18 protein-coding genes are annotated in these 21954 nt (G+C 38.8%); 11 read left to right on the forward strand and 7 right to left on the reverse strand.

Annotated elements, in window-relative coordinates:
- Nucleotides 1-79 precede the first annotated feature (79 nt).
- Together fadJ and fadI are read right to left on the reverse strand one after the other, a co-directional pair.
- Nucleotides 80-2362, reverse strand: a complete 2283-nt coding sequence (fadJ, locus tag CXF71_RS00940) for a fatty acid oxidation complex subunit alpha FadJ (RefSeq protein ID WP_232771329.1) — start codon at nt 2360-2362, stop codon at nt 80-82.
- The gene (fadI, locus tag CXF71_RS00945; RefSeq protein ID WP_101231122.1) at nt 2362-3669 is read right to left on the reverse strand and encodes an acetyl-CoA C-acyltransferase FadI; all 1308 of its coding nucleotides are present in this window, start codon (nt 3667-3669) and stop codon (nt 2362-2364) included. Before fadI ends, fadJ begins: the two co-directional genes overlap by 1 nt.
- Before the next feature lie 341 nt (nt 3670-4010).
- Between fadI and CXF71_RS00950 the strand changes: the two genes are divergently transcribed.
- The 8 genes from CXF71_RS00950 (at nt 4011) to CXF71_RS00985 (ending at nt 13119) form a co-directional block, all read left to right on the forward strand.
- Nucleotides 4011-5000, forward strand: coding sequence for an AAA family ATPase (locus CXF71_RS00950; protein WP_101231123.1), 990 nt, complete (start codon nt 4011-4013; stop codon nt 4998-5000).
- A 106-nt stretch (nt 5001-5106) separates the two neighbouring features.
- Entirely contained in the window at nt 5107-6171 is a 1065-nt protein-coding gene (locus CXF71_RS00955) for a DUF58 domain-containing protein (RefSeq protein ID WP_101231124.1), read from the forward strand.
- On the forward strand, nt 6171-6764 hold the full coding sequence (locus CXF71_RS00960) for a DUF4381 domain-containing protein (RefSeq protein WP_101231125.1): 594 nt from the start codon (nt 6171-6173) through the stop codon (nt 6762-6764). The genes CXF71_RS00955 and CXF71_RS00960 overlap by 1 nt, the downstream gene beginning before the upstream one ends.
- On the forward strand, nt 6761-7804 hold the full coding sequence (locus CXF71_RS00965; RefSeq protein ID WP_101231126.1) for a vWA domain-containing protein: 1044 nt from the start codon (nt 6761-6763) through the stop codon (nt 7802-7804). Before CXF71_RS00960 ends, CXF71_RS00965 begins: the two co-directional genes overlap by 4 nt.
- A 1-nt stretch (nt 7805) precedes the next feature.
- The gene (locus tag CXF71_RS00970) at nt 7806-9932 is read left to right on the forward strand and encodes a VWA domain-containing protein (protein WP_101231180.1); all 2127 of its coding nucleotides are present in this window, start codon (nt 7806-7808) and stop codon (nt 9930-9932) included.
- 11 nt (nt 9933-9943) lie between these two features.
- Nucleotides 9944-11734, forward strand: coding sequence for a BatD family protein (locus tag CXF71_RS00975; protein ID WP_232771330.1), 1791 nt, complete (start codon nt 9944-9946; stop codon nt 11732-11734).
- A 163-nt stretch (nt 11735-11897) separates the two neighbouring features.
- Complete coding sequence (locus CXF71_RS00980; RefSeq protein ID WP_101231127.1) at nt 11898-12413, forward strand: sigma-70 family RNA polymerase sigma factor; 516 nt, start codon at nt 11898-11900, stop codon at nt 12411-12413.
- Nucleotides 12406-13119, forward strand: coding sequence for a DUF3379 family protein (locus CXF71_RS00985; protein WP_101231128.1), 714 nt, complete (start codon nt 12406-12408; stop codon nt 13117-13119). The genes CXF71_RS00980 and CXF71_RS00985 overlap by 8 nt, the downstream gene beginning before the upstream one ends.
- Nucleotides 13120-13298: 179 nt before the next feature.
- On the opposite strand, the gene CXF71_RS00995 is transcribed toward CXF71_RS00985, so the two are convergent.
- Nucleotides 13299-15758, reverse strand: coding sequence for a S9 family peptidase (locus CXF71_RS00995; protein ID WP_101231130.1), 2460 nt, complete (start codon nt 15756-15758; stop codon nt 13299-13301).
- 229 nt (nt 15759-15987) lie between these two features.
- Here CXF71_RS00995 and CXF71_RS01000 point away from each other — a divergent pair, with 229 nt between their 5' ends.
- Nucleotides 15988-16485 carry a YchJ family protein gene (locus CXF71_RS01000; protein ID WP_101231131.1) on the forward strand — a complete coding sequence of 166 codons (498 nt, stop codon included), beginning with the start codon at nt 15988-15990 and terminating at the stop codon, nt 16483-16485.
- A 31-nt stretch (nt 16486-16516) separates the two neighbouring features.
- On the opposite strand, the gene CXF71_RS01005 is transcribed toward CXF71_RS01000, so the two are convergent.
- The 3 genes from CXF71_RS01005 to CXF71_RS01015 all read right to left on the reverse strand — a co-directional run bounded on the left by CXF71_RS01005 (nt 16517) and on the right by CXF71_RS01015 (nt 19454).
- A complete protein-coding gene (locus tag CXF71_RS01005; protein ID WP_232771331.1) occupies nt 16517-17149 on the reverse strand; it encodes a VC2046/SO_2500 family protein in 633 nt (210 codons plus the stop codon).
- Between the two features lie 166 nt (nt 17150-17315).
- Nucleotides 17316-18611, reverse strand: coding sequence for an ATP-binding protein (locus CXF71_RS01010; RefSeq protein ID WP_101231132.1), 1296 nt, complete (start codon nt 18609-18611; stop codon nt 17316-17318).
- Between the two features lie 126 nt (nt 18612-18737).
- A complete protein-coding gene (locus tag CXF71_RS01015; protein ID WP_101231133.1) occupies nt 18738-19454 on the reverse strand; it encodes a response regulator in 717 nt (238 codons plus the stop codon).
- A gap of 272 nt (nt 19455-19726) precedes the next feature.
- Here CXF71_RS01015 and xthA point away from each other — a divergent pair, with 272 nt between their 5' ends.
- Both xthA and rlmA read left to right on the forward strand, forming a co-directional pair.
- Nucleotides 19727-20533, forward strand: coding sequence for an exodeoxyribonuclease III (xthA, locus tag CXF71_RS01020; RefSeq protein ID WP_101231134.1), 807 nt, complete (start codon nt 19727-19729; stop codon nt 20531-20533).
- A gap of 12 nt (nt 20534-20545) precedes the next feature.
- Nucleotides 20546-21364 carry a 23S rRNA (guanine(745)-N(1))-methyltransferase gene (gene rlmA / locus CXF71_RS01025; RefSeq protein ID WP_101231135.1) on the forward strand — a complete coding sequence of 273 codons (819 nt, stop codon included), beginning with the start codon at nt 20546-20548 and terminating at the stop codon, nt 21362-21364.
- 63 nt (nt 21365-21427) lie between these two features.
- On the opposite strand, the gene CXF71_RS01030 is transcribed toward rlmA, so the two are convergent.
- Nucleotides 21428-21928 (reverse strand): DUF412 family protein, encoded by a 501-nt coding sequence (locus CXF71_RS01030; protein WP_101231136.1) that lies wholly within the window; start codon nt 21926-21928, stop codon nt 21428-21430.
- Nucleotides 21929-21954 lie beyond the last annotated feature (26 nt).

The following is a 21954-nucleotide window of genomic DNA, read 5'->3' on the forward strand; positions in this document are numbered from 1 at the left end:
TTAAATGGTTACATTTAAAAAGTCTCAACAGCCTTTTTATTATTTTTTTGATTAAACTATACGTCCTGGTTATTTGAATCTAAGCGTAATAACTTTCATCATTTTCAGCCATAGTAACTAAAGCTGCACACGGGGTATAACGTTCACCATGTTGCTCCGCCCATTGACTTAATTGCGCAACCACTGACTTAGCACCAATTTTATCAATATAGCGTAGTGGCCCACCTAAAAATGGTGGAAAACCAATACCGAAGATAGCACCAATATCACCATCTCTGGCATTGCGTACTATGCCTTCATCAACACAGCGTGCCGCTTCATTTAGCATCATGTAAGTACAACGTTTGCTAATTTCTGCTGCTGACAAGCTTCCCATAGGCTTAACACTTAATAAGCTATAGATAGTATCATCCACTAGTTTGTGTCCCGACTTAATCCCCTTAAAGCGATTAAGTAAGGTTTTAGCAAAGCTGTTCTTTTGGTATTGATAAAAGCCTTTGCGTGCTTTTTTACCCAAACGGCCATCAGCGAGTAATTTATCAAAAGCCGCTGGTGGTGAAAAACGATCACCTAAGTCAGCTTGCAAGATTGGACCAATTTTAGCGCCAACGTCAATACCTACTTCATCAAGCAGTTGCATAGGGCCTACTGGGAAACCAAATTTAACCAGCGCTTTATCTATTTTATCAATGGGCTCGCCAGCAAGAAGCAAAATAGCCGCTTCATTCATATAAGGCGCCAAAATTCGATTAACATAAAAACCCGCTTTGTCTTTAACAACAATAGGCGTTTTCCCTTGTTTTTTAGCAAAAGCTACCGTATTCGAAATTGTTTGGTCTGAGGTTTTGTCATGGGGAATTATTTCCACTAACGGCATTTTATCCACCGGTGAAAAGTAATGCAGTCCGATAACATTTTCAGGACGTTTTGCTTTAGCAGCAATTTTTCCTATTGGTAAACTGGAGGTGTTGCTGGCAAAAATAGTTTTATCATTACCGTGGGCTTCAACTTCAGCCACCATGTTTTGCTTCAAAGTTAACTCTTCAAAAACAGCTTCAACAACAATATCAAGGGCTTTAAAACCTGTGTATTCAACACTACCAGTGATCATGGCTAACTGTTTTTGCATTTCACTGTTAAGTAAAAATCGACGTTTAACTTTTTTATTCAGTATTTGATAGCTGTATTTTAATGCTTGGCTAATACCCTTGTGGCTAATATCCTTAACTCTTACAGGAATATTCGCTTTAGTGGCTGTGACAAAAGCAATGCCGCCGCCCATTAAACCACCACCTAAAACGCCTGCTTTTGCTATTTTTGTTGGCATAACATCAGCAACACCCTGCTCTTTTTTCATTGCCGTTGTCGCAAAAAACAACTGACGTAGCTGAGCAGATTCATCACTCATTACAAGATCAGCGAAATGCTCGGCTTCTAATTTGTAGCCATTTTCAGGCGAAAACTCGATACCAGTGCGAATGCAATCAATAATTTTAGCGGGCGCAGGATAATTACCTTGGGTCTTTGCTAGTACCGTTTTTTGCGCTTGTTGATAAACAATATTTCGTCCAACAGCGTTGTTTTCTAACAACTTATCCATTAATCCTTGCTTGCGCTTAGCCTGACTTTTACCGCGTTTTTGCAACGATATTGCCAGTTGCTCTGCAACGTTAAGCAAAACACTGCTTGGCACAACATCATCAACTAAGCCTGATTTAAGTGCTTGTTTAGCGCGTAATTGCTTACCCGTAAGCATCATGTCTAATGATTTTTGTAAGCCAACTAACTTAGGTAAGCGTTGCGTACCACCACTACCAGGCAATAAGCCTAATTGTACTTCAGGTAAACCCAGTGCTGTTTTAGGGTTATCGCTACAAACTCGGGCATGACATGCCATAGCAAGCTCTAAACCACCACCTAAACAGGTACCATCGATAGCGGCAACGATAGGAATAGGCAATTGCTCTAACAGAGAAAAAATTCGTTGCCCTTGACGAGATAGGGCAACAACTTCTTCACGGCTTTGACAAGCATCAAGCATATTAATATCTGCGCCTGCAACAAAAGAGTCTTTCTTACCGCTGCATAACACGATACCCGTAATCGATTTATCGGCTTTAATATCAGCTAGTACTGCATTAATTTGCTCAGCAAACTCCGCTTTAAGCGTATTAACATTTTCGCCAACAACATCTATCACTAAATGAGCGATACCATTATCATGGCGAACTAAAGTAAAGGCACTGTCTGTTGATTTGACTGAAGTAGCTTCATCACTCACTTTTGCTTGGGTAGTTTCAACAACGTCGGTGCTTACGTCAGCATTCTCTTCATTATTGTTTGAATTTGTTTTTTCAGTCATTAATCTGTCTCCAAAATCATTGCTGCGCCTAAACCACCCGCAGCACAAGCCGTAGTTAAACCAACACCACCGCCACGGCGATTTAATTCATTAAGGGTTTGGGTAATTAGTCGAGCGCCCGTTGCCGCGAATGGATGTCCATAGGCTAGCGACCCCCCCATTACATTAAACTTATCCATATCAATATCACCAATCGCTTGATCACGACCAAGGTGTTCTTGAGCAAATTTTCTACTCGCAAACATTTTCATATTTGCTAGTGCTTGGGCTGCGAATGCTTCATGCATTTCAATTAAATCTAAGTCAGCTAAGTTCATACCAGCACGTTGCAACGCAATTGGCGTAGCATAACTTGGACCCATCAACATATCTTGCCAAACATCAATAGCAGCAAAACCAAAACTACGAATATAACCTAGTGGCTTATAACCTAGCTCTTTCGCTCGGCCTTCACGCATTAATAAAATAGCCGCGCCACCATCAGTTAATGGTGTACTTGTTGCAGCGGTTACTGTGCCATGTTTGCGATCAAATACGGGTTTTAATTTAGCATAACTTTCTAAAACAGAATTTTCTCGAATACAGTTATCTTTATCAATAAAGTTTTTATAAGGTTCTGCATGTACCGCCATGACTTCAGCCGCTAATTTACCTTCCTGCCAACTCTGTGTCGCTAGCGTGTGTGATCTATGTGCTAAAGCATCTTGATCATGACGAGATATATTATATGTTTTCGCCATTTGCTCTGCCGTTTGTCCCATAGAAATACCGGTAGAGTATTCTGCTACTGCAGGCGAAACTGGTAATAAGTCTTTTAAACCGAGGCGACTAAGTAATGAAAGCTTTTGACCAAAGGTTCTTGCTTTGGTCAAATCAACTAAGGTGCGAGCAAGATTTTTAGAAACGCCTATTGGTGCGACTGATGATGAGTCAGCACCGCCAGCAATACCCACATCAACGTGGCCAGCCATAATAGATTCAGCAACGTTGACCGTTGATTGAAAACTTGTCGCACAGGCGCGCGAAACACTGTAAGCATCGGTATTAACATTCATGCCAGTACCCAAAACGATTTCACGGGCAATGTTTGGCGCTTCCGGCATTTGTACTACTTGACCAAAGACGAGTTGATCAATTATCGCCGGATCAATGTCGTGTTTTTGCAATAATTCGTTAACAACGATTTTGCCCAAGTCAACTGCTGGTACACCATGAAAAGCCGTTGCTTGTTTAGCAAACGGAGTACGCAAGCCAGCAACGATTGCTATGCGCTCACCCGTAGAAGTTGTTAGTCTTTTTATTGTCATTTATTACTCCACACACTCAGTATTTATAATTCAAATATATTCAAAACCAAGAGGTCTGACCTCTTGAAGCTACCTTGATTTTAACTAACTCTCGAAAAATTTCAATCATTACCTGAGATCAAAAAAAACTAATGACAACTTTTCACACATTATGAATCTAAAGTTCAGATAAATTTTGTTACGTATCACTTGTTTTCTTTCATAAAAACCTTATATAAAATATTATATTAACTTTTCCCTTAGTATAACGGTTAGATAAAATAGTGCTGCTATAGAGTGGCAAGATTAAGTTATCACTAAGTTTCATCTTACAACGACTAATATAAAAAGAATTTATCCCTATGGCAATTGAACATTTTTCTACGTTAAAACAACATTTATCTTCACAAATTATTGGTCAAGAAGCGTTAGTTGAGAATTTGCTTATTGCCCTTTTAGCGAATGGTCACTTAATTGTTGAAGGACCACCCGGTTTAGCAAAAACGCGAGCAGTTAATGCCTTAGCACAAGGATTAGAAGCTGACTTTCATCGAATTCAGTTTACCCCAGATTTATTACCTGCAGATTTAACCGGTACCGATATTTATCGACCAGAAGATGGCACTTTTGTTTTTCAACCCGGTCCTTTGTTTCAAAACTTAGTGCTTGCCGATGAAATTAACCGTGCCCCAGCTAAGGTTCAGTCCGCTTTATTAGAAGCAATGGCAGAAGGACAAATAACCGTGGGCCGTAAAACGTATGACTTACCTGAATTATTTTTAGTCATGGCCACGCAGAATCCTATTGAGCAAGAAGGCACTTACCCGCTGCCTGAAGCTCAATTAGACCGTTTCTTGATGCATATTGAAATAGGCTACCCTGACGCGGAAAGTGAATTAGCAATACTGAAGCTAAATCGTGGTGAAGCGTTAGAATCAAATGCTAATCATGGTGATAAAACTGCAGAGAAAAAAGAAAGTAGCTTACGAACCTTAAGTCAAAGTGAAATTTTTTCTGCGCGTGAACAAGTATTGAATATACATATGGCGCCTTCTTTAGAGAGTTATATCGTTGATTTGATTATGGCGACCCGCCAACCTGAAAAATATGATGATAAGTTAGCTACTTGGCTTGCTTATGGTGCTAGTCCTCGTGCCACCATTGCTTTAGATCGTTGTGCCCGAGCGCGTGCTTGGTTGCATAATCGTGATTTTGTTAGTCCTGAAGATATTCAAGCCGTTTTCCACAATGCGCTTCGACATAGAATTTTATTAAGCTATCAAGCTGAGGCAGAGGGTATTACTGCGAATCAAGTACTTGATCATATTTTAACCCAAGTTGCTGTTGCTTAATTGATAGCTGTTAGTCTTTAGCCGTTATAACGTAGCGTTGTAACGCTAATAACTATCCATCGCAGCACTTACTGTTAAATATAAAATGAGCAAGTAGAGTTACTTTATGTGGTTTAATCGTCAAAAAAAATCGTCTTCAAATAGTTTGGATAATGAGGTTACTCAATCCTTACTCGCTGGCTTATATAGTAATGGCATAGATTTATCGATGCAGGAACTCTTGCAGTACCAAAGTAAAAGCCGCTTGATTGACTTGGCTGGTAAAAAGAATATTCGTGGAAAACAATCGGGTAATTATTTATCCCGTAGTAAAGGCCGTGGCATGGAATTTGACGAAGTTCGTCATTACCAAACAGGTGATGATGTTCGTGCCATTGATTGGCGTGTAACTGCCCGTACAGGTAAAACCCACACTAAACTTTTTAGAGAAGAAATAGAACGACCGGTACTGATTGCCACTGACTTGAGTCAGAATATGCATTTTGGCAGCAAACTTCTGTTTAAATCAGTACAAAGTGCTCATTTAGCAGCATTGGTTGCTTGGCATGCAAAAAGCCGTGGAGATCGTATAGGTGGCTTAGTATTTTGTGATGATCAGCATATAGAACTAAAGCCGCGTAGTCGTAAAGCCGGTGTGTTACATTATTTACATGCGTTAACCACGTTAAACAACCAAAAACAACAGAAGCCAATTGAAGTAAATAATTCCGCATTAGATGATGAAAAATCGTTAAACCAAAGCGTTACAACGCCACAACATCATTTTGATCAACATTGTGCACGACTACGACATCTTGCTAAGCCCGGCTCACTTGTTTACTTGATCACCGATGGTTATGCACTTCGCGATGAAAAAAACGCTCCTCATGCATTAAGACACCTAAGCCAAATTAGTAAACATTGTGAATTAGTTATTTGCTTAATTAGTGACCCACTAGAGCAAGCGTTGCCTGAAAGTAACCTGAAATTAGCAGTAACCATTACCGATGGCCAGAGCCGACAACAGTTAACATTAGGCGATAACAATACCGCAGAGCAATACCAACAAAAAGCGTTTGCACAAGGTGAAAAAATGCAGTTACTGTTGCAATCAGCAGGTGCCCGCGTAATTCACTTTACTGCTGGTGACACCCTAGAGCAGCAATTAAAATATAGTGGGGTCTCTTTATAATGGCTATGACAAACTCTCCGACTTCGCCAGGTCAATCATTACAGTTACACGATATTCATCTACCCGAGCAGGTGAGTAATTACCCTATCGCACCCGGTTGGTGGTTATTGTTAGCACTCATTGTTATGAGTGCTGTGTGGTCTTTTAAGAAATTCAAACAACGTAGACGGTTAAATGCCAGCAAACAACAGGCATTAACAGCACTAGAGCACAACCCTTCGATGAACGCTAAAGAATGCCTTACATTATTGAAATGGGCTGCTATGCAGTACGTTAATCGTCAACAATTAGCTAAGCTTTATGGTGATAATTTTCAGGACTTTTTAAAGAAACAATTACCTGAAAAACATCAAGCGAGCTTTATTGAGTTAAGCACCGCAGCTTTTGAAGCTCAATATCAAGCTTCGCCAACCAAAATAGCAACAGCAACAACCGATATTGATAATGACTGTTTACAAGCCACTAAACTCTGGCTAACGCATGCGCTTCCTATTATGGGACCTCTTGGTATTGTCGAGCCTATGTCTGTTGATAAACCAGCAACCTTTAATAAATTGGTGTCCCAAAAACAAGAACAGGAGTTAAGCGCATGATAAGTTTTGCTTGGCCCTGGTTAATAGCCCTATTACCGCTGCCCTTCATCATCTATTTTTTACCCGCTAAAAAAAGTGCCAACCAGCAAAGCGCACTGATCATGCCTGTGCTTATTAATGTATCAAGTAATTCGGTGAGCGATCAGCAAAAACGCAAAGCGCCGCTGATTGTTTTATCTCTTTGCTGGGGTTTACTGGTACTGGCTATTTGTCGACCACAATGGCTTGGTGAAGCGATAGATATACCGAGTGAAGGCCGCGAAATGATGATTGCCGTCGATCTTTCTGGCAGCATGGAAATAGAGGATATGAGTCTTAATGGCCGTAATGTAAACCGTTTACAGATGCTTAAAGTTGTTCTCGGTGATTTTATCGAGCGCCGAGTGAGCGATCGACTCGGTTTAATATTGTTTGCCGATGATGCTTACATGCAAACACCGATGACCTTTGATAGAAAAACAGTGAAGCAAATGTTAGATGAAAGTGAGCTCAACCTCGTCGGTAGAAAAACAGCTATTGGTGACGCCATCGCGCTCGCAGTTAAACGTTTTGATGCAAAAAAAGAATCTAACAAAGTTTTATTACTCTTGACTGATGGTCAAAATACCGCAGGAAAAATTAGCCCTGAGCAAGCATTAGAGTTAGCGGTGGCAAAGGGGATTACTATCTACACCGTAGGTATTGGCGCCGATGTTATGCTACAGCGCTCACTTTGGGGCACACAACGTATTAACCCTTCAAGTGACTTAGATGAAAAAAGTTTGGCAAGTATTGCCGAAAAAACCGGAGGGCAATATTTTCGCGCCCGAGATAGCCAAGGCATGAGTGAAATATATAGTTTATTAGATAAACTTGAACCTATTGAGCAAGAGCAACAACAAATGCGCCCGCTTAGTGCTTTATATTATTGGCCGCTAGCCTTTGCCGCGTTAGTTTGTTTTATTTATTTACTGAGTTTACATTTCAGCTTCTTATTACCCACTAAAAGCACGAAGACAAACATAGATAAAAGTGATGTTCACGTTATGGGTGGTAAATAATATGTCAGCTCAACAGACAAACTTATTCACTGACTTTAGCCAAGCAGTTAGCGACTTCACTTTGGAAAGTTTTACCTTCGAAGGCTTGGTCAATAATTTCCACTTTATTCGTCCTTGGTGGTTATTAGCCTTTTTCGCATTATTTTTAGTGTTATTTTTATTGAAAAAAATTCGCTATTACCAATCACCTTGGCAGCATTTTTTACCTAGTCATTTAGCGAACGCTTTATTGGAGAATTCGCAGAATCAATCAAGCCAAACAGCGCAATCAGCAAACGTTTCATCACAAACACGATATTGGTTAAAACCTAGTGTTATTGGTTGCTGCATTATATTCGCCCTAGCGGGACCTGCTTGGCAAAAGTTACCGCAACCGGTTTATCAACTAGAGCGTGGCGCTGTACTTATTATGGATATGTCTTACTCCATGTATGCAACGGATGTGAAACCTAATCGATTAACCCGTGCCCGTTATAAAGCCATTGATTTACTCAAGAAGATCAACGAAGGTGATGTTGGTTTAATTGCCTATGCTGGTGATGCCTTTATTATCAGTCCATTAACGCAAGATGTTAAAAATATAGAGTTACTTTTACCTTCACTGTCACCTGATATTATGCCTGTTCCTGGGGCGAATGCCTTGACCGCACTTACCTTAGCGGATCAAACATTGAAAAATGCGGGACATATTAGCGGCGACATTTATTGGTTTACTGATGATATTGATAATGAAGAAATGTCAGATGTTTATAATTGGGCAAACAATAACAATCATAAAGTAAATATTTTAGGTGTGGGAAGTAAAACTGGCGCACCAATAAAACTAACTAGCGGTGAGTTACTCAAAGATAATAGGGGGGCTATCGTCATTCCTAAATTACCTGAAGGTCGACTATCGGCAATTGCTCAGCGTGGCCGAGGCGTTTATCACACCATGACCAATGATGACTCAGACATTAAAAAGCTAACAGCTCACTTAAGCGCTAGCCTTGATGACACCTTAGAGTCCCAGTCATCAAATAATGCAAATGAATCTAAGAGTAAGCAAGCAATGCAGGGTGATCAATACCATGAGCAAGGACCTTGGTTACTGGTCTTCATACTGCCACTGCTCTTAGGTTACTTTCGTCGCGGCACCAGTATATTGGCAATAACCTGGCTAATGCCATTGACCTTGTTGTTTAGTTTCACCACATTTAGCCCTAATAGTTATGCTGCTGAGCCTAGCAACACTCAAACTACTGCCACCTCAACATCTGCTACAGAAGCTGCTATTGCTGAGTCTAATAGCGAATCAGGTGTTAGCAACGTTAGTCAGCTTTGGCAAGATTTATGGCAAACGTCAGACCAACAAGCACAACAGCACTACCAACAAAAAGACTATCAACAAGCCGCTAAGCAATTTGAAGATAGCCAATGGCAAGGCAGTGCCCACTATAAAGCTGGTGACTATGAACAAGCATTACAAGCATTTAAGCAAGGTGATAGCGCTCAAGCACTCTATAACCAAGGCAATTCACTAGCACAGCTTCAAAAAGTTGATGAAGCGATTGAAGCCTATAAAAAAGCGCTAGAAAAAGATCCTAACTTAGACGATGCCAAAGATAATTTAGCAAAACTAGAAGCGCTTAAAAAACAGCAAGAAAAACAAGAACAGCAATCTAAAGGTGACCAAGAAAATCAGGACTCTGAAGATCAGTCAAAAGATGACAAGCAAGAGCAAAAAGATGAACAAGGTGATCAGCAAAATCAGGCCGGTGAAAAGCAATCTCAAGATCAGTCCAAAGATGAGCAGCAACAAAGTAATCCTGATGAAAAAGAAGGCGAACAACAAGACAATCAAGACGATAAGCAATCCCAAGAGGCTAAACAAAAAGAACAAGAGCAAAAAGACAAAGAAGAACAAGCTGCTCAAGCTAAAGAATCTGATGAAGAACAACAAGGCGAAGAAAAGTCGCTAGCTCAACAAGCCATAGACAGCAAAGCTCAAGAAACAGAGCAAAAACACCAACAACTATTAAATAAGGTAACAGACGACCCTTATTTATTATTACGAAACAAAATGCGCCTCGAATACCAAAAACGCCGAAATGAGGGTGCGTCCCAAGGAGTAACTAAAAAGTGGTAAGAAATTTTTCAATGCATTTAACAGCTAAATTACCGTATTATCCCCTGCAGCGTTTTATGCGAACCCTGCTAATTATGGCTACCTTTTTATTGTGCAATAATGCCTATGCTTTATCTAAAGTTACTGCAGTTGTTGATAAAAACCCTGCGATGATTAATGAGTCGATATTATTAACCGTTACTGCTGATGACGATGTTAATCGTAATGCTTTGGATACCAGTCCATTGCTTAGTGACTTTATTGTCGGTCAAACATCGGTTAGCTCACAAACCAGTATGATCAACTTTAAAACCAGCCGTATTACTAAATGGCAAGTCGTTTTAATTGCCCGTAATGCTGGGCAATTTATCATTCCAGCTTTGACCATTGAAAATCAACAAAGTGAGCCGGTAGAATTAACTATCATCGCCACTAAAGATACCGGCAGCAGTGACCAAACTGATATTTTCATTACCAGTGAGTTATCCAGTAATGAAGTTTATGTACAACAATTATTGACCTTATCGATAAAACTACACTTTGCTGTTGAACTTAAAAGTGGCAACTTAACTGAGCCAAGTTTAACGGGCGCTTCCATCGAAAAAATAGGCCAAGATAAGCAGTCTGATAATATTATCAACGGTAAACGTTACCGCGTAATTGAGCAAACCTATGCCATTACGCCTGAGCAAAGTGGTGAATTTACATTGCAAGCTCCACTATTTTCAGGTGAAATATTACAAGCCTCTAAACGCCGTTCGAGTTTTTTGAGTTTTGCCCAAACCACGCCAGTTAGCATTGTAGGCGATGAACTAAATATTATTGTTTTACCTATACCAGCCAACTACCCAAGTAATGCCCAATGGTTACCAACTGACATACTGACGCTGCATCAAGAGTGGCAAGCAGGTAAAGACCAATTTACCGTTGGCGAGCCTATTACACGTACGATAACCTTAACTGCTGCAGGTCTTTCAAAAGCACAATTACCAAAAATTGAAATGAAAAGCAGCCGTGGTTTAAAAATTTATCCTGATCAAGCTGAACTGCATGCTAACCTAAACAGTGACCGATTAGTCAGCCAAAAAGTACAAAACTTTGCCTTAGTACCCAGTGCTGCAGGGGAGTTTTTATTACCTGAAATGAATGTTACTTGGTTCAATACAATAACCAATAGAATTGAACAGGCTACGTTGCCATCACAGACTATTTCAGTACAAGCTGCTGAAGGTACCATAACGGCTAGTTTACCGAGTGACTTTAATGAAAAAACCAGCAGGATTGATCATTCGTCCAACAGTCCTGAAAATTTAGCGGAACAGGCTCATACTGAGAACACTCTAGTATCTGCTCAAGATAAACGTCTGCAATGGCTATTTCTTAGCTTATGGTTATTAACAAGTTTTGCATGGTTTGTTCATATCATTTATTTTAATAAAAATGATGCTACGCGTAGACAATCACGGTCTAAACAAGCAAAACATAAAAATAATTCAAGTAATCAGTATCTCGCCTTATTAGCAGCTTGTAAGAAAAATAATGCCGAGCAAGCGCTGAATTTAATATTGCCTTGGCTTAAGCAATTACTAATGAGTAACAACTCAGAACTAGTAATAAATAACATTGCCCAAGCTCAAGCGATTGTTCAAGAACAAAGCTTTGCCACTGCCCTTAATGATTTACAGCAACATCTTTATGGCAAGAGCGCGACTAATGGCGCACCTTCATGGCAAGGGTTGGCTTTACTCACGGCTATTCAAGTTGTTGAAAAGCAGCAAAATGCTAAAACGAAAGACTATCCGTTCTCCTCACTTAATCCTTAAGCTTTATTTTTAAAGATTTAGACCTGTCTATACTCTATTAAGTGGCTTTATTTTTTGTTCGTTGAACAATTAATTAGGTCACTTAATAAATTTTTTATCAATGATTTACTAAATAATCACTACCCTTTGAAATTAACTTCCTCATGCTAGGGTCTATAAACATATGATGACAAAACAAGTTAGATATGAGGCGCTAGTAAAGGCGCTACACGGTGATTTATATCGCTATGCCTATTGGCTCACCCATGAAAAACAAGTGGCTGAAGACTTAGTGCAAGAAACCTTTCTACGTGCTTGGCGAGCCCTTGATTCATTAAAAGATGAAAAGGCTGCTAAGTCATGGTTAATCACTATTTTAAGGCGAGAGAATGCTAGACGCTTTGAGAGGAAGCGTTTTGATATGAGCGAATATGAAGAAGCCACCATAACAGATACTAAATCAGTGACCACTGAACAAGAGTTAGAGAATCACTGGTTAAGAGACAAAATATCACAACTTCCGCCAGAATACTCAGAGCCCCTTGTACTTCAAGTGCTCGGTGGTTTTAGCGGTGAAGATATTGCCACTATGTTAGATCTGAATAAAAATACTGTGATGACACGTTTATTTAGAGCGAGAAACCAACTTAAAGAAGCTTTAGAAGCAGAGCCCGTAAAACGAGGTATTTACAATGGATGATTTGCAATTTAGACGTGCTATATATGCCGATCCTAATAATCAGGATGCTGACACTATTGCGGCGCAGCAACAAGATCCAAGCAAGAAGCAATTTGCCAAAGAAATTTGTCAATTGGATGAACGTATTAGACAAGCATTACACGTACCTGTGCCCGATGATTTATGTAATAAACTGATTTTACGCCAAACGCTAGCAAGTCACCAAGTACACAAACGTAGAACTCGCGTGCACCTTGCATTAGCAGCATCGGTCGCTATTGTCGGTGGTTTAATGCTTAACTTTATGCAGTTTTCAAGTGCATATAGCAACTTAGGTGATTATGCCCTAGCCCATGTTTATCATGAGCAAGGTAGTATTACTAACAACGCCAGCAACCAAGTTACATTAGCCTCATTAAATAAGAAAATGGCAGCATTTGATGGTAACTTTAGCCAATCTTTAGGTAAGTTACTTTTTGCTGATTACTGCCGATTTGATGGTATGAAAAGTTTGCACTTGGTTTATCAAGGAAGAACGAGCCCTGTTACTGTCTTTGTTGTTCCTAAGAACGATCAACTCAGCTTTACTAATAGCTTTAATGATAAACAGTTCTTTGGTAGCTCTATTGAGTTTAACAACAGTAACATCATTGTTGTTGCCGATAAAAATGAGTCATTAGGACAATGGCAACAAAACATCAGTGAAACGGTGTCTTGGTCTATTTAGCTATTCTACTTAGTGGTTACATATAAGAGCATCACAGCAAAATATTTTACCAACTCACAAAAAAGCCCTGATAGTTACTATCAGGGCTTTTTCTTTATTACTGCAGCAAAGCAACACATTGAGGTTTTATGGACTTGCTTTGCAATTAGCACAGAGCAAGACCTAAAGCCTGCATTAGTTTATAAAGTATTTTCAAATAATTTATAAATACGACGGTATTCATTTAACCAAGAGCTAGGTTGAACAAAACCATGAGGCTCTACGGGGTAAATTGCCGTTTCAAAATCTTGCTTTTCAAGCTCAATCAAACGTTGTACTAGGCGCACTGTATCTTCAAAGAATACATTATCATCAACCATAGGTGCGTTGATTAATAGTGGTCTCTTAAGTCCTTCAGCAAAGTAAATTGGTGAACTACGTTCATACGCAATAGCATCATCTTCAGGGGTGTTTAAGATATTTGACGTATAACCATGGTTGTAATATGCCCAATCTGACACTAAGCGTATTGCTGAGCCAGAAGCAAATAAATCAGGATCAGTGAACATTGACATTAATGTTAAGAAACCGCCGTAAGAGCCTCCATAGGTACCAACACGTTTTTCATCAACATTGGCATTTTCAATAAGCCATTTAACACCGTCACGCATATCTTCAACTTCAGGTTTCCCCATATGACGGTAAATAGCGGTACGCCAGTCACGTCCATATCCAGCAGATGCACGGTAATCCATATCGATAACAACATAACCTTGTTGTACTAACATAGAGTGGAACATAAATTCACGGAAATATCCTGACCAACCCAAGTGTGAGTTTTGTAAATAACCCGCGCCGTGCGTAAACATGACGGCACGGTTTTTCTCTAAGGTTTTATCAAAGTTTTTAGGTAAATATACTTTTGAGTAAATCGGTTCTTTTTGTTTACTTGAAGCAATGGCAACAACGGTAGGTGCAGACCAAGGCATGCTTAAAAACTGCTTTGATACGGTATGCGTGATTCTTTGCGCTTCCTCTGCACTATTCAAGCGCTGAACATAAAGCTCTGGCGGCATAGTAACCGTTGAATGCTCAATTAATAATTTTGATTCATCAGGGCTAATCTCATAATCGTTTTGACCGCCTAAGTCAGTCAATGGGGTGACATTTTTCGCTAAATCAACTTGGTAAATTTCATAAATACCGGGATGCTTTATATTCGCTTTAAAAATGAAACGCTGATTATCTTGCGCTGGGGTAACACTGCTGACTTCAAACTTACCAGACGTTAACTTAACGGCCTTACTGTTTAAGTCTTTATGGTACAAATGCGAATAACCCGACTCTTCAGATAAGTAATAAAGGCTTGTTTTATCATTAGCAAGTAACCAACCAAATTCATTAAAGCTCCAGTTAATCCAAGCATCATCATGTAATTTATGTTGAGTAACAAGTTCATTTTTATCAAAATCAACGGTTGTTAACCAGCGAGTTTTGTTATCCCACGCTTCTAACATTAGCGCTAGATGTTGACCATCACTGCTCCACTTAATCGCGTTGTACATTTGAAGGACATGAATGTGACGTGCTTTTTTCTCTGTCTTATATTTCTTTCCGTCTCGCGCAAAGTTTTCCGCTTTAACGCTTGCTAAAACATCATCATCAAAACCCGGTAAGCTGTCATAACTTAATGCTTGTTGAGTTCCTTTAACTATATCGAGTAAAAAGAGTTGCTCTTGATATTGTCTGTTATTCGCAACACGAGCACGTACTTTTTCAGCCGCAATAACGCCATCTTTAGTAATGTAGTTAGGCATGATATCAGTTTCATCACGACTCGATTTTGCTGACGTAATACTGACTAATAGTTTGTCTCCTGCTGGAGATAAACTTGCGTACACTACACGATTGTCTTTACCAAAATAAAACTTACTATCGTTTACAGCGTTATTTTCAGCGGCAAGACGTTCATTTTTAGTTTGCTTTAATTGAGTATTTCTCTGCTGTAAAGCAATGTAGTCAATTAACTTATGTTGCTCCTTTGCTAAGTAACTTTCAGGTACCGTAACGCCCGCAGGTTTTGCTGACATTTGTAAATTTGCCAGTTCTTTAATTTGACCTGTTTTTAAGTTATGTGCATAAAAAACATTGCCTATTTGATAAGCAATATCGCCGTTAGTCAAAAATAGTGCATTACCCTCTTGGTTTGAGGTAAAGGTAAGCTGTTTTATTGCATTACTGTCGAGTGTTTTTACAAAAACATCGCCATTAAAGGTGTAAACCTTATGAGTTCGCGCTTGATTTAGTTGACCGTTTTTAGCTGCAACTTTATGCTTATTTGACAACGCTACTTGTACAATCTTATTGCTATTTGACAGGTCCAGTGAGTACAAATCACGTAGTGGGTTACCTAATTGCTTTTGCTGATAATAAACAGTGTTACTATCATCTCCCCAATACCAAGACTCAGGCGCACGACCGAACCAATCTGGGTCTGACATTATTTTCTCTAACGTAATAATATCGGTTGATTGTGCATTAGTCGCAACAGCGCCTTGGATTTTATCTGGTACACTAGTATTCATTTGCTCATTAAGCTGAGTATTACTACAAGCTACTAATGACAAACTAAGCACAGCGGCAATAAGTTGTATTTTCATAAAATAAATTCTTATGTTGAGTTCTTTTATTCTTTTATTAAAGAAAGAATGAATGAGGAGTCGCCAAGTTAATCACTACGGTTGGTGGCTCTTGAATTTTTATAAGCCGTTATCCTAATCGAAATGATAAAAAATGTGTTAAATAAATCGACCAATAGCGCTTTATCTGCGGTAAAAACGCGGTAAAATATAATGGTTTACACATACTATCATCATTGGACATATTGTTATGCTTTGCCCTTGCGGTTCTACCTTGTTATTTAATGCTTGCTGCCAACTTTTCATTACACAAAAACAATACCCCAGCACCGCTGAGCAATTAATGCGATCTCGCTTTAGTGCCTATGCAACAAAAAAAGGTCAATATATTTTTGATACCTACGGTGCCACGCCTCAATTAAAGCAATCAGTGACTGAAATTCAGGCATGGGCAGATGAATGTTTATGGTTAGCATTAGTGGTACATCACACCACTGAAAGTACGGTAGAGTTTTCGGCTTATTACGTGGTGGACAATACGTTATGCGAATTACGAGAAAAGTCTAATTTTTCGCTTGAGCAAGGTAGGTGGCGCTATATTGATGGCGACATTACCCTGCATAACGAAATTACTTTTAATAACGGAACTCCCACCATTAAACGCAATGATATTTGCCCATGTAACTACTATTCAACGGCTTGGTCGGCAAAGAAGGGTAAAAAATTTAAACATTGCTGCGCTAAGTAGGCGAGCAATTACAGGTTTCAATAGGTATGATTTAATTAAGTAGTGGTGCTTTAACTACAGACTGTTGAATGCCATCTAGCCATGCCTTAGCATTAAAGGTTAATGGCTGACTAAGTGGCTTATCCGCATTACCTGACACCTGATTTTCTTGAGCTTGTTTATACTTGAGCTGAGTAAATAAGCTAGTATTTTGTAACACTTGGCTTTCGATATGCTTTTTATCATCACGAAATGCCAAAGGTTTTGGCATCATAGCATTAGTTAAATGTATCGTGGCGAGGTCGTTATCAACAATAGATTGTACCTGATTAAATTGTTTAACATCATCCGGTGTTGATAATGCTAATGGCGCTTTTTCAGGTAGATTGAATTGCTTTCTCAATGCGGTGTTTGTAACGTCAGCAACCATTGCCTCTTCTACTTGTGGCAGTAAAAATTGGCTTTGTTCACGAACATCTTCAGTTAGCATCGCCAACATCAAGGAAAAATCAGCTCGGCGGGCTTGTACTACACTTTCATTTAGCTGCTCACCAAGTTGTAACTCGTGAAGTAACACACTAGCAGATGAAAAATCAGTGGCTAATTGCCCTGCACTGTCTTTTACCACGTCATTACTTGGTGAGAAATTATTTGTTGAAAACGGTTGTGAAAGCGCTACTGCCAATGCCCTATTCTCTTATTGATCGATGTCTTGATAAATAAGTTATCGGCTAGAAGTAAAAAACATTTAGCCGATAAAACAATAAATTAAAAATAAATGGTTTTATCGGCTATTTACCTAGTTCAAAGGGTTAATCTAGATGAGTGACTTCTTCGATTAAACTCCCTTATTACGTCAAGTTACTTAGTTTTATTGGCCAAGTTAGTGTAAAAGATGCCCCACCTAATTCACTATCGCCGATAGATGCCTGACCTTGATGCCATTCCATTATGCGAGCGACAATCGCTAAGCCAAGACCAAAACCACCTGTTTCACGGTTTCTCGATTGGTCACCACGAGAAAAAGCATCGAAAATAACTTGTTTAAATTCATCAGACACTCCGTCACCATTATCTTCAACACAAATTTGGCATTGTTCATTTTCTAACGACAGTGTGACCCTCACTTTATCATTACCATATTTTATGGCATTACTAATAAAGTTATTAACTGCTCGATCCATAAAGTGACCATCGCAACAAACATAATCGTCAGGTAAGTTATTAACAAATTCTATTGAACTGATAAATTGATCATGACTAGCTATTTGTAACCTTATTAATTCACTTAGGTTAATTTTGGTGAAATTTATTTCTGGTTTATCATTATCAAAAGCGGCGTAAATAAGCATTTCATTAATCAACTCTTCTAACTCACAAACATCGTTCTTTATTTGTAGCTGATATTTCGCTCTTTTTTCATCATCTTTGAGGGAATCAAGCATCTGCAAGGCAAATTTTGTCCTTGCCAGTGGTGTTCTCAACTCATGTGAAACAGCATTAGTTAATTCTTTATGGGCTTCAATTAAACGCCGAATTCTAGCCGCCATCATATTAAAGGAAGCAAACATAGGCGCTATCATGGTTGACTTTGCTGCTTGTGCTTTACTGTCAAACTGTCCTTGACCAAAGGCACGTGTCGCCTTTTTAAGCTCTTCTAAATCTCGTGACATTGGCCACAACCAAATAAAAATAACCACGCCAAAGGTAGCAAGAATCATAACCCGGTAAGTCGATTTTACTCTTGGCCTAGTCGGCATTTCTAATGGGCCTAAGCTAATAACTGATTCAGAGCCTTTAAGTAAATAATGAATTTCTACCTGATCATCGAAATAATAAATATGGGCATTAGAGTGTGATAAAAAATTATGGTCGGTGTGATCAATGGCTTCGACTTCGATTAAAGATGTTAACTTTAACGGTAATTCCCAACGTTCTGCTGCATCGGCTATTATCTCTTCCCATTCTTCTTCAGGGTGTTTTTGCACATAATCCCCTGTAGCCATCATGAGTGTTTTATAACCGGTATAGGATTCAATATCTTGCTCAAGATACGAAGTCCACACTTCATCAAGTGCCCAAGAAAAAATGATAAATGTGGAAATAATAAAGAAATAAAGATTAAAAAACGAACGACCTAATTTCATCAACGTACCTTATCAAGAAAATTTAATAAAAGTGAGCTTAATAAAAAGGCTTTGTAACTACAATAAGTAAACAAAGCCTTGATATATTTAGTAACTATATTACTACAGTGACATTATGTCAGAGGATTAGCTCCATGCATCAGGAACGAACAAGTAACCTTGACCCCAAATAGTCTTGATTCTAAAAGGGGTATCCGTGCTGTCATGCAATTTTTTACGTAAGCGAGATATACGGACATCAACACTTCTGTCTAATCCATCATACTCACGACCAATTACCGCTTTATAGATATAATCACGGTTTTGTACTTCTCCCGCTTTACCTGCAAGTAACCATAACAAATCAAATTCTTGGCTCGTTAAATCGACATTTTCATCTTGTAAAGTCACTTTACGCGATGCTTTGTTTATATATAAGCCACCACAAGTAATTTCGCCTTTTTCTTCACTTTGATTAGGTAAATCACCACGGCGTAATAAAGCATTTACTCGTGCTAATAATACGCGGGGTTCAACTGGCTTGATAACATAATCATCAGCACCAATTTCTAAACCAAGTACCTGATCAAAATCAGTGCTTTTTGCTGTTAGCATTAATACCGGGCCATTAAATTCTGGACGTAAATCACGACAAACACCGAAACCATCTTTACCGGGCAACATGACATCTAAAATAATAAGGTCTGGAGAAAAAAGCTTTACGCGCTTTGCTACAGTGTCACCACGAAACTCTTGTTTCACATGGAAACCCTCACTCGTTAAGAAGTCAGTGACTAAATCAGACAATTGACGATCATCTTCAACTAATAATATTTTTTTTACGCTTGAGTTACTATCTGCCATTTTCATTTCCTTATTTATTACAGGGTACATATATTGTAATGATACATAACTGTACTAACAGTTTTCTATATTGATTTGCTCATTTAGGGTTAGCTTAAACAAGTTATTACGGTTAAACAATAGGTTCTACCAGTTGTTACGTTTAAATTACATTTTATAACAGGATGTGAAAAATAAAACTTGCGAGACGATAGATAAACACGCAAGATCATTACCTTTATTTACCAAGCAATATATGACGATATTGTTCGCTAAACGCCTTTAGGAATTCTATGAAAATCATCTCTTTTAATATTAACGGCCTTCGTGCTCGTCTTCACCAATTACAAGCGATAATCGATAAACATCAGCCCGATATTATTGGCTTACAAGAAATCAAAGTTCATGATGAAGTTTTCCCATTAGAAGCAGTTGAAGCAATGGGTTACCACGTCTATTTTCATGGTCAAAAAGCCCATTATGGTGTAGCCATGTTATGTAAAAAAGAAGCTGATGTGGTACAAAAAGGTTTCCCAAGTGACGATGATGAAGCGCAAAAACGCATGATTATGGTAACCACTACCAATGAGAAAGGCGAAAAGGTTACCGTCTTAAATGGCTATTTCCCACAAGGGGAAAACATCAGTCACGAAACTAAATATCCCTATAAACGACAATTTTATAAAGATTTGATGACTTACCTTAACGATAACCACACAAATGATGAAAATGTGGTTGTAATGGGCGATATTAATATTTCTCCGCAAGACTTAGATATTGGTATTGGTGACGTAAATAGTAAACGCTGGTTGAAAAGTGGAAAATGTTCTTTCCAACCTGAAGAAAGAGAATGGTTAACAAAGCTAATGGATTGGGGTTTTGTTGATACCTTCCGTATGCTACATCCTGAAACGACTGAGCGTTACTCTTGGTTTGATTATCGCTCGCGTGGTTTTGATGATAATCGTGGTCTTCGCATTGATGTTGTACTAGCGACAAAAGACATGGCAGCACAATGTATTGAAGCCGATATTGATTATGAATTACGCGGTATTGAGAAACCTTCAGACCATGCACCCATTTGGTCAACATTTTCATAAGGTTTATTATTAATGCACACTGAAGAATTAGCTCAATATCGTTGCCCTCTTTGTCAGCAAGCTTTAGTACTGAACGAAAAGAGCTACCGTTGTGAAAATAACCATAGCTTTGACCAAGCAAAACAAGGCTATGTTAATTTATTACCGGTCCAGTTTAAGCATTCAAAAGAACCCGGCGATAACAAAGCAATGGTACAAGCTAGACGGGCATTTTTAGATAAAGGCTATTACCAGCCTTTACTTGACAGCATGTTGACGTTATATCAACAGTATGGCGATAAAAAAGCCGCTGTTTTTGATGCTGGCTGCGGAGAGGGTTTTTATACACATCAACATAAAACTGAGCACAACAGTGTCTACGGCGTAGATATTGCGAAAGAAACAATTAAGATTGCGGCAAAACGTTATCAAGATTGCTTTTTTAACGTAGCAACACTGTCGGATTTACCCTTTGCTGATGAACGTTTTGGCTGGCTTTATAGTGTTTATGCACCCATTTTAGAAAATGAATTTACCCGTATTTTACAAAAAAATGGTTATTTATTAACGGTTACCCCTGCTGATAACCATTTGTTTGAACTTAAATCACTAATATATCGCCAAGCCAATAAACATGACACGGCCAAGCAAGTGATTGAAGACTTAACTTTGGTTGAAGAACAACGTTTAAACTACCCTATGAATTTCTCTGATAGTGACGATGTACTGAATTTATTAGCAATGACTCCTTTTGCTTTTAAAGCCACAGAGGAATTAATTACTCAATTGAAACAGCAAAAACAATTTAGCTGCCAGGCAGATTTTGTTTTACGTTTATATCAAAAGAAATAAGAATAAAAAAGAATGGCTGCACCGACCATTAACTTACGGCAACACTAAAGTAAGTAGCGATACTTATTTTGTTGTCGCATAAGTTAATTGCAAGAGTTGCGCAAGATCGATATAACGCGGTTTATAAGTTGCGAGGTTTACGATAGCATTATCATTTTGATGACCCTTGCTATGCTTTCCTTGTTCAGCGACTTGCTGTTTTACTTTCTCTAAACCATTGCGATACCAAGAAGCCAGAGAGGGTGGTAATAGTTTATCTGCTTTAACACCTGAAAAAACTAATGCCTGTACTGGCAGACTTAATAAAAACAAACCATAAACAAGCGCCTGAGGCAGTGCATTGATTGCATTACTTACAGAGCCTTGACCAAGAGGATAACCTGAGGCGACATAAAGCTGCATAATAACAGTAAACATGGCTAACGCTGGAAAATATCGACAAACAAAGCGCGCACTTTGTACGCCTCGATAATCTTCGAAATAGTGGGTTAACTCAGGCTTGTCTGGCCAAAGAGATAAATATTTTTTGCCCAATTTAATGAGTTGTACAACAGAGATATTCATAAACCTACTATAGCAGGTGGTCCCAA

The organism is Colwellia sp. 12G3 (genome assembly GCF_002836775.1).
Taxonomy (GTDB): Bacteria; Pseudomonadota; Gammaproteobacteria; order Enterobacterales; family Alteromonadaceae; genus Colwellia.

Excerpts from the sequence above, each read along its gene's own strand:
- fadJ (WP_232771329.1), bottom strand. The coding sequence starts at position 2,362 with ATGACTGAAAAAACAAATTCAAACAATAATGAAGAGAATGCTGACGTA.
- fadI (WP_101231122.1), bottom strand. The coding sequence starts at position 3,669 with ATGACAATAAAAAGACTAACAACTTCTACGGGTGAGCGCATAGCAATC.
- CXF71_RS00950 (WP_101231123.1), top strand. The coding sequence starts at position 4,011 with ATGGCAATTGAACATTTTTCTACGTTAAAACAACATTTATCTTCACAA.
- CXF71_RS00955 (WP_101231124.1), top strand. The coding sequence starts at position 5,107 with ATGTGGTTTAATCGTCAAAAAAAATCGTCTTCAAATAGTTTGGATAAT.
- CXF71_RS00960 (WP_101231125.1), top strand. The coding sequence starts at position 6,171 with ATGGCTATGACAAACTCTCCGACTTCGCCAGGTCAATCATTACAGTTA.
- CXF71_RS00965 (WP_101231126.1), top strand. The coding sequence starts at position 6,761 with ATGATAAGTTTTGCTTGGCCCTGGTTAATAGCCCTATTACCGCTGCCC.
- CXF71_RS00970 (WP_101231180.1), top strand. The coding sequence starts at position 7,806 with ATGTCAGCTCAACAGACAAACTTATTCACTGACTTTAGCCAAGCAGTT.
- CXF71_RS00975 (WP_232771330.1), top strand. The coding sequence starts at position 9,944 with ATGCATTTAACAGCTAAATTACCGTATTATCCCCTGCAGCGTTTTATG.
- CXF71_RS00980 (WP_101231127.1), top strand. The coding sequence starts at position 11,898 with ATGATGACAAAACAAGTTAGATATGAGGCGCTAGTAAAGGCGCTACAC.
- CXF71_RS00985 (WP_101231128.1), top strand. The coding sequence starts at position 12,406 with ATGGATGATTTGCAATTTAGACGTGCTATATATGCCGATCCTAATAAT.
- CXF71_RS00995 (WP_101231130.1), bottom strand. The coding sequence starts at position 15,758 with ATGAAAATACAACTTATTGCCGCTGTGCTTAGTTTGTCATTAGTAGCT.
- CXF71_RS01000 (WP_101231131.1), top strand. The coding sequence starts at position 15,988 with ATGCTTTGCCCTTGCGGTTCTACCTTGTTATTTAATGCTTGCTGCCAA.
- CXF71_RS01010 (WP_101231132.1), bottom strand. The coding sequence starts at position 18,611 with ATGAAATTAGGTCGTTCGTTTTTTAATCTTTATTTCTTTATTATTTCC.
- CXF71_RS01015 (WP_101231133.1), bottom strand. The coding sequence starts at position 19,454 with ATGGCAGATAGTAACTCAAGCGTAAAAAAAATATTATTAGTTGAAGAT.
- xthA (WP_101231134.1), top strand. The coding sequence starts at position 19,727 with ATGAAAATCATCTCTTTTAATATTAACGGCCTTCGTGCTCGTCTTCAC.
- rlmA (WP_101231135.1), top strand. The coding sequence starts at position 20,546 with ATGCACACTGAAGAATTAGCTCAATATCGTTGCCCTCTTTGTCAGCAA.
- CXF71_RS01030 (WP_101231136.1), bottom strand. The coding sequence starts at position 21,928 with ATGAATATCTCTGTTGTACAACTCATTAAATTGGGCAAAAAATATTTA.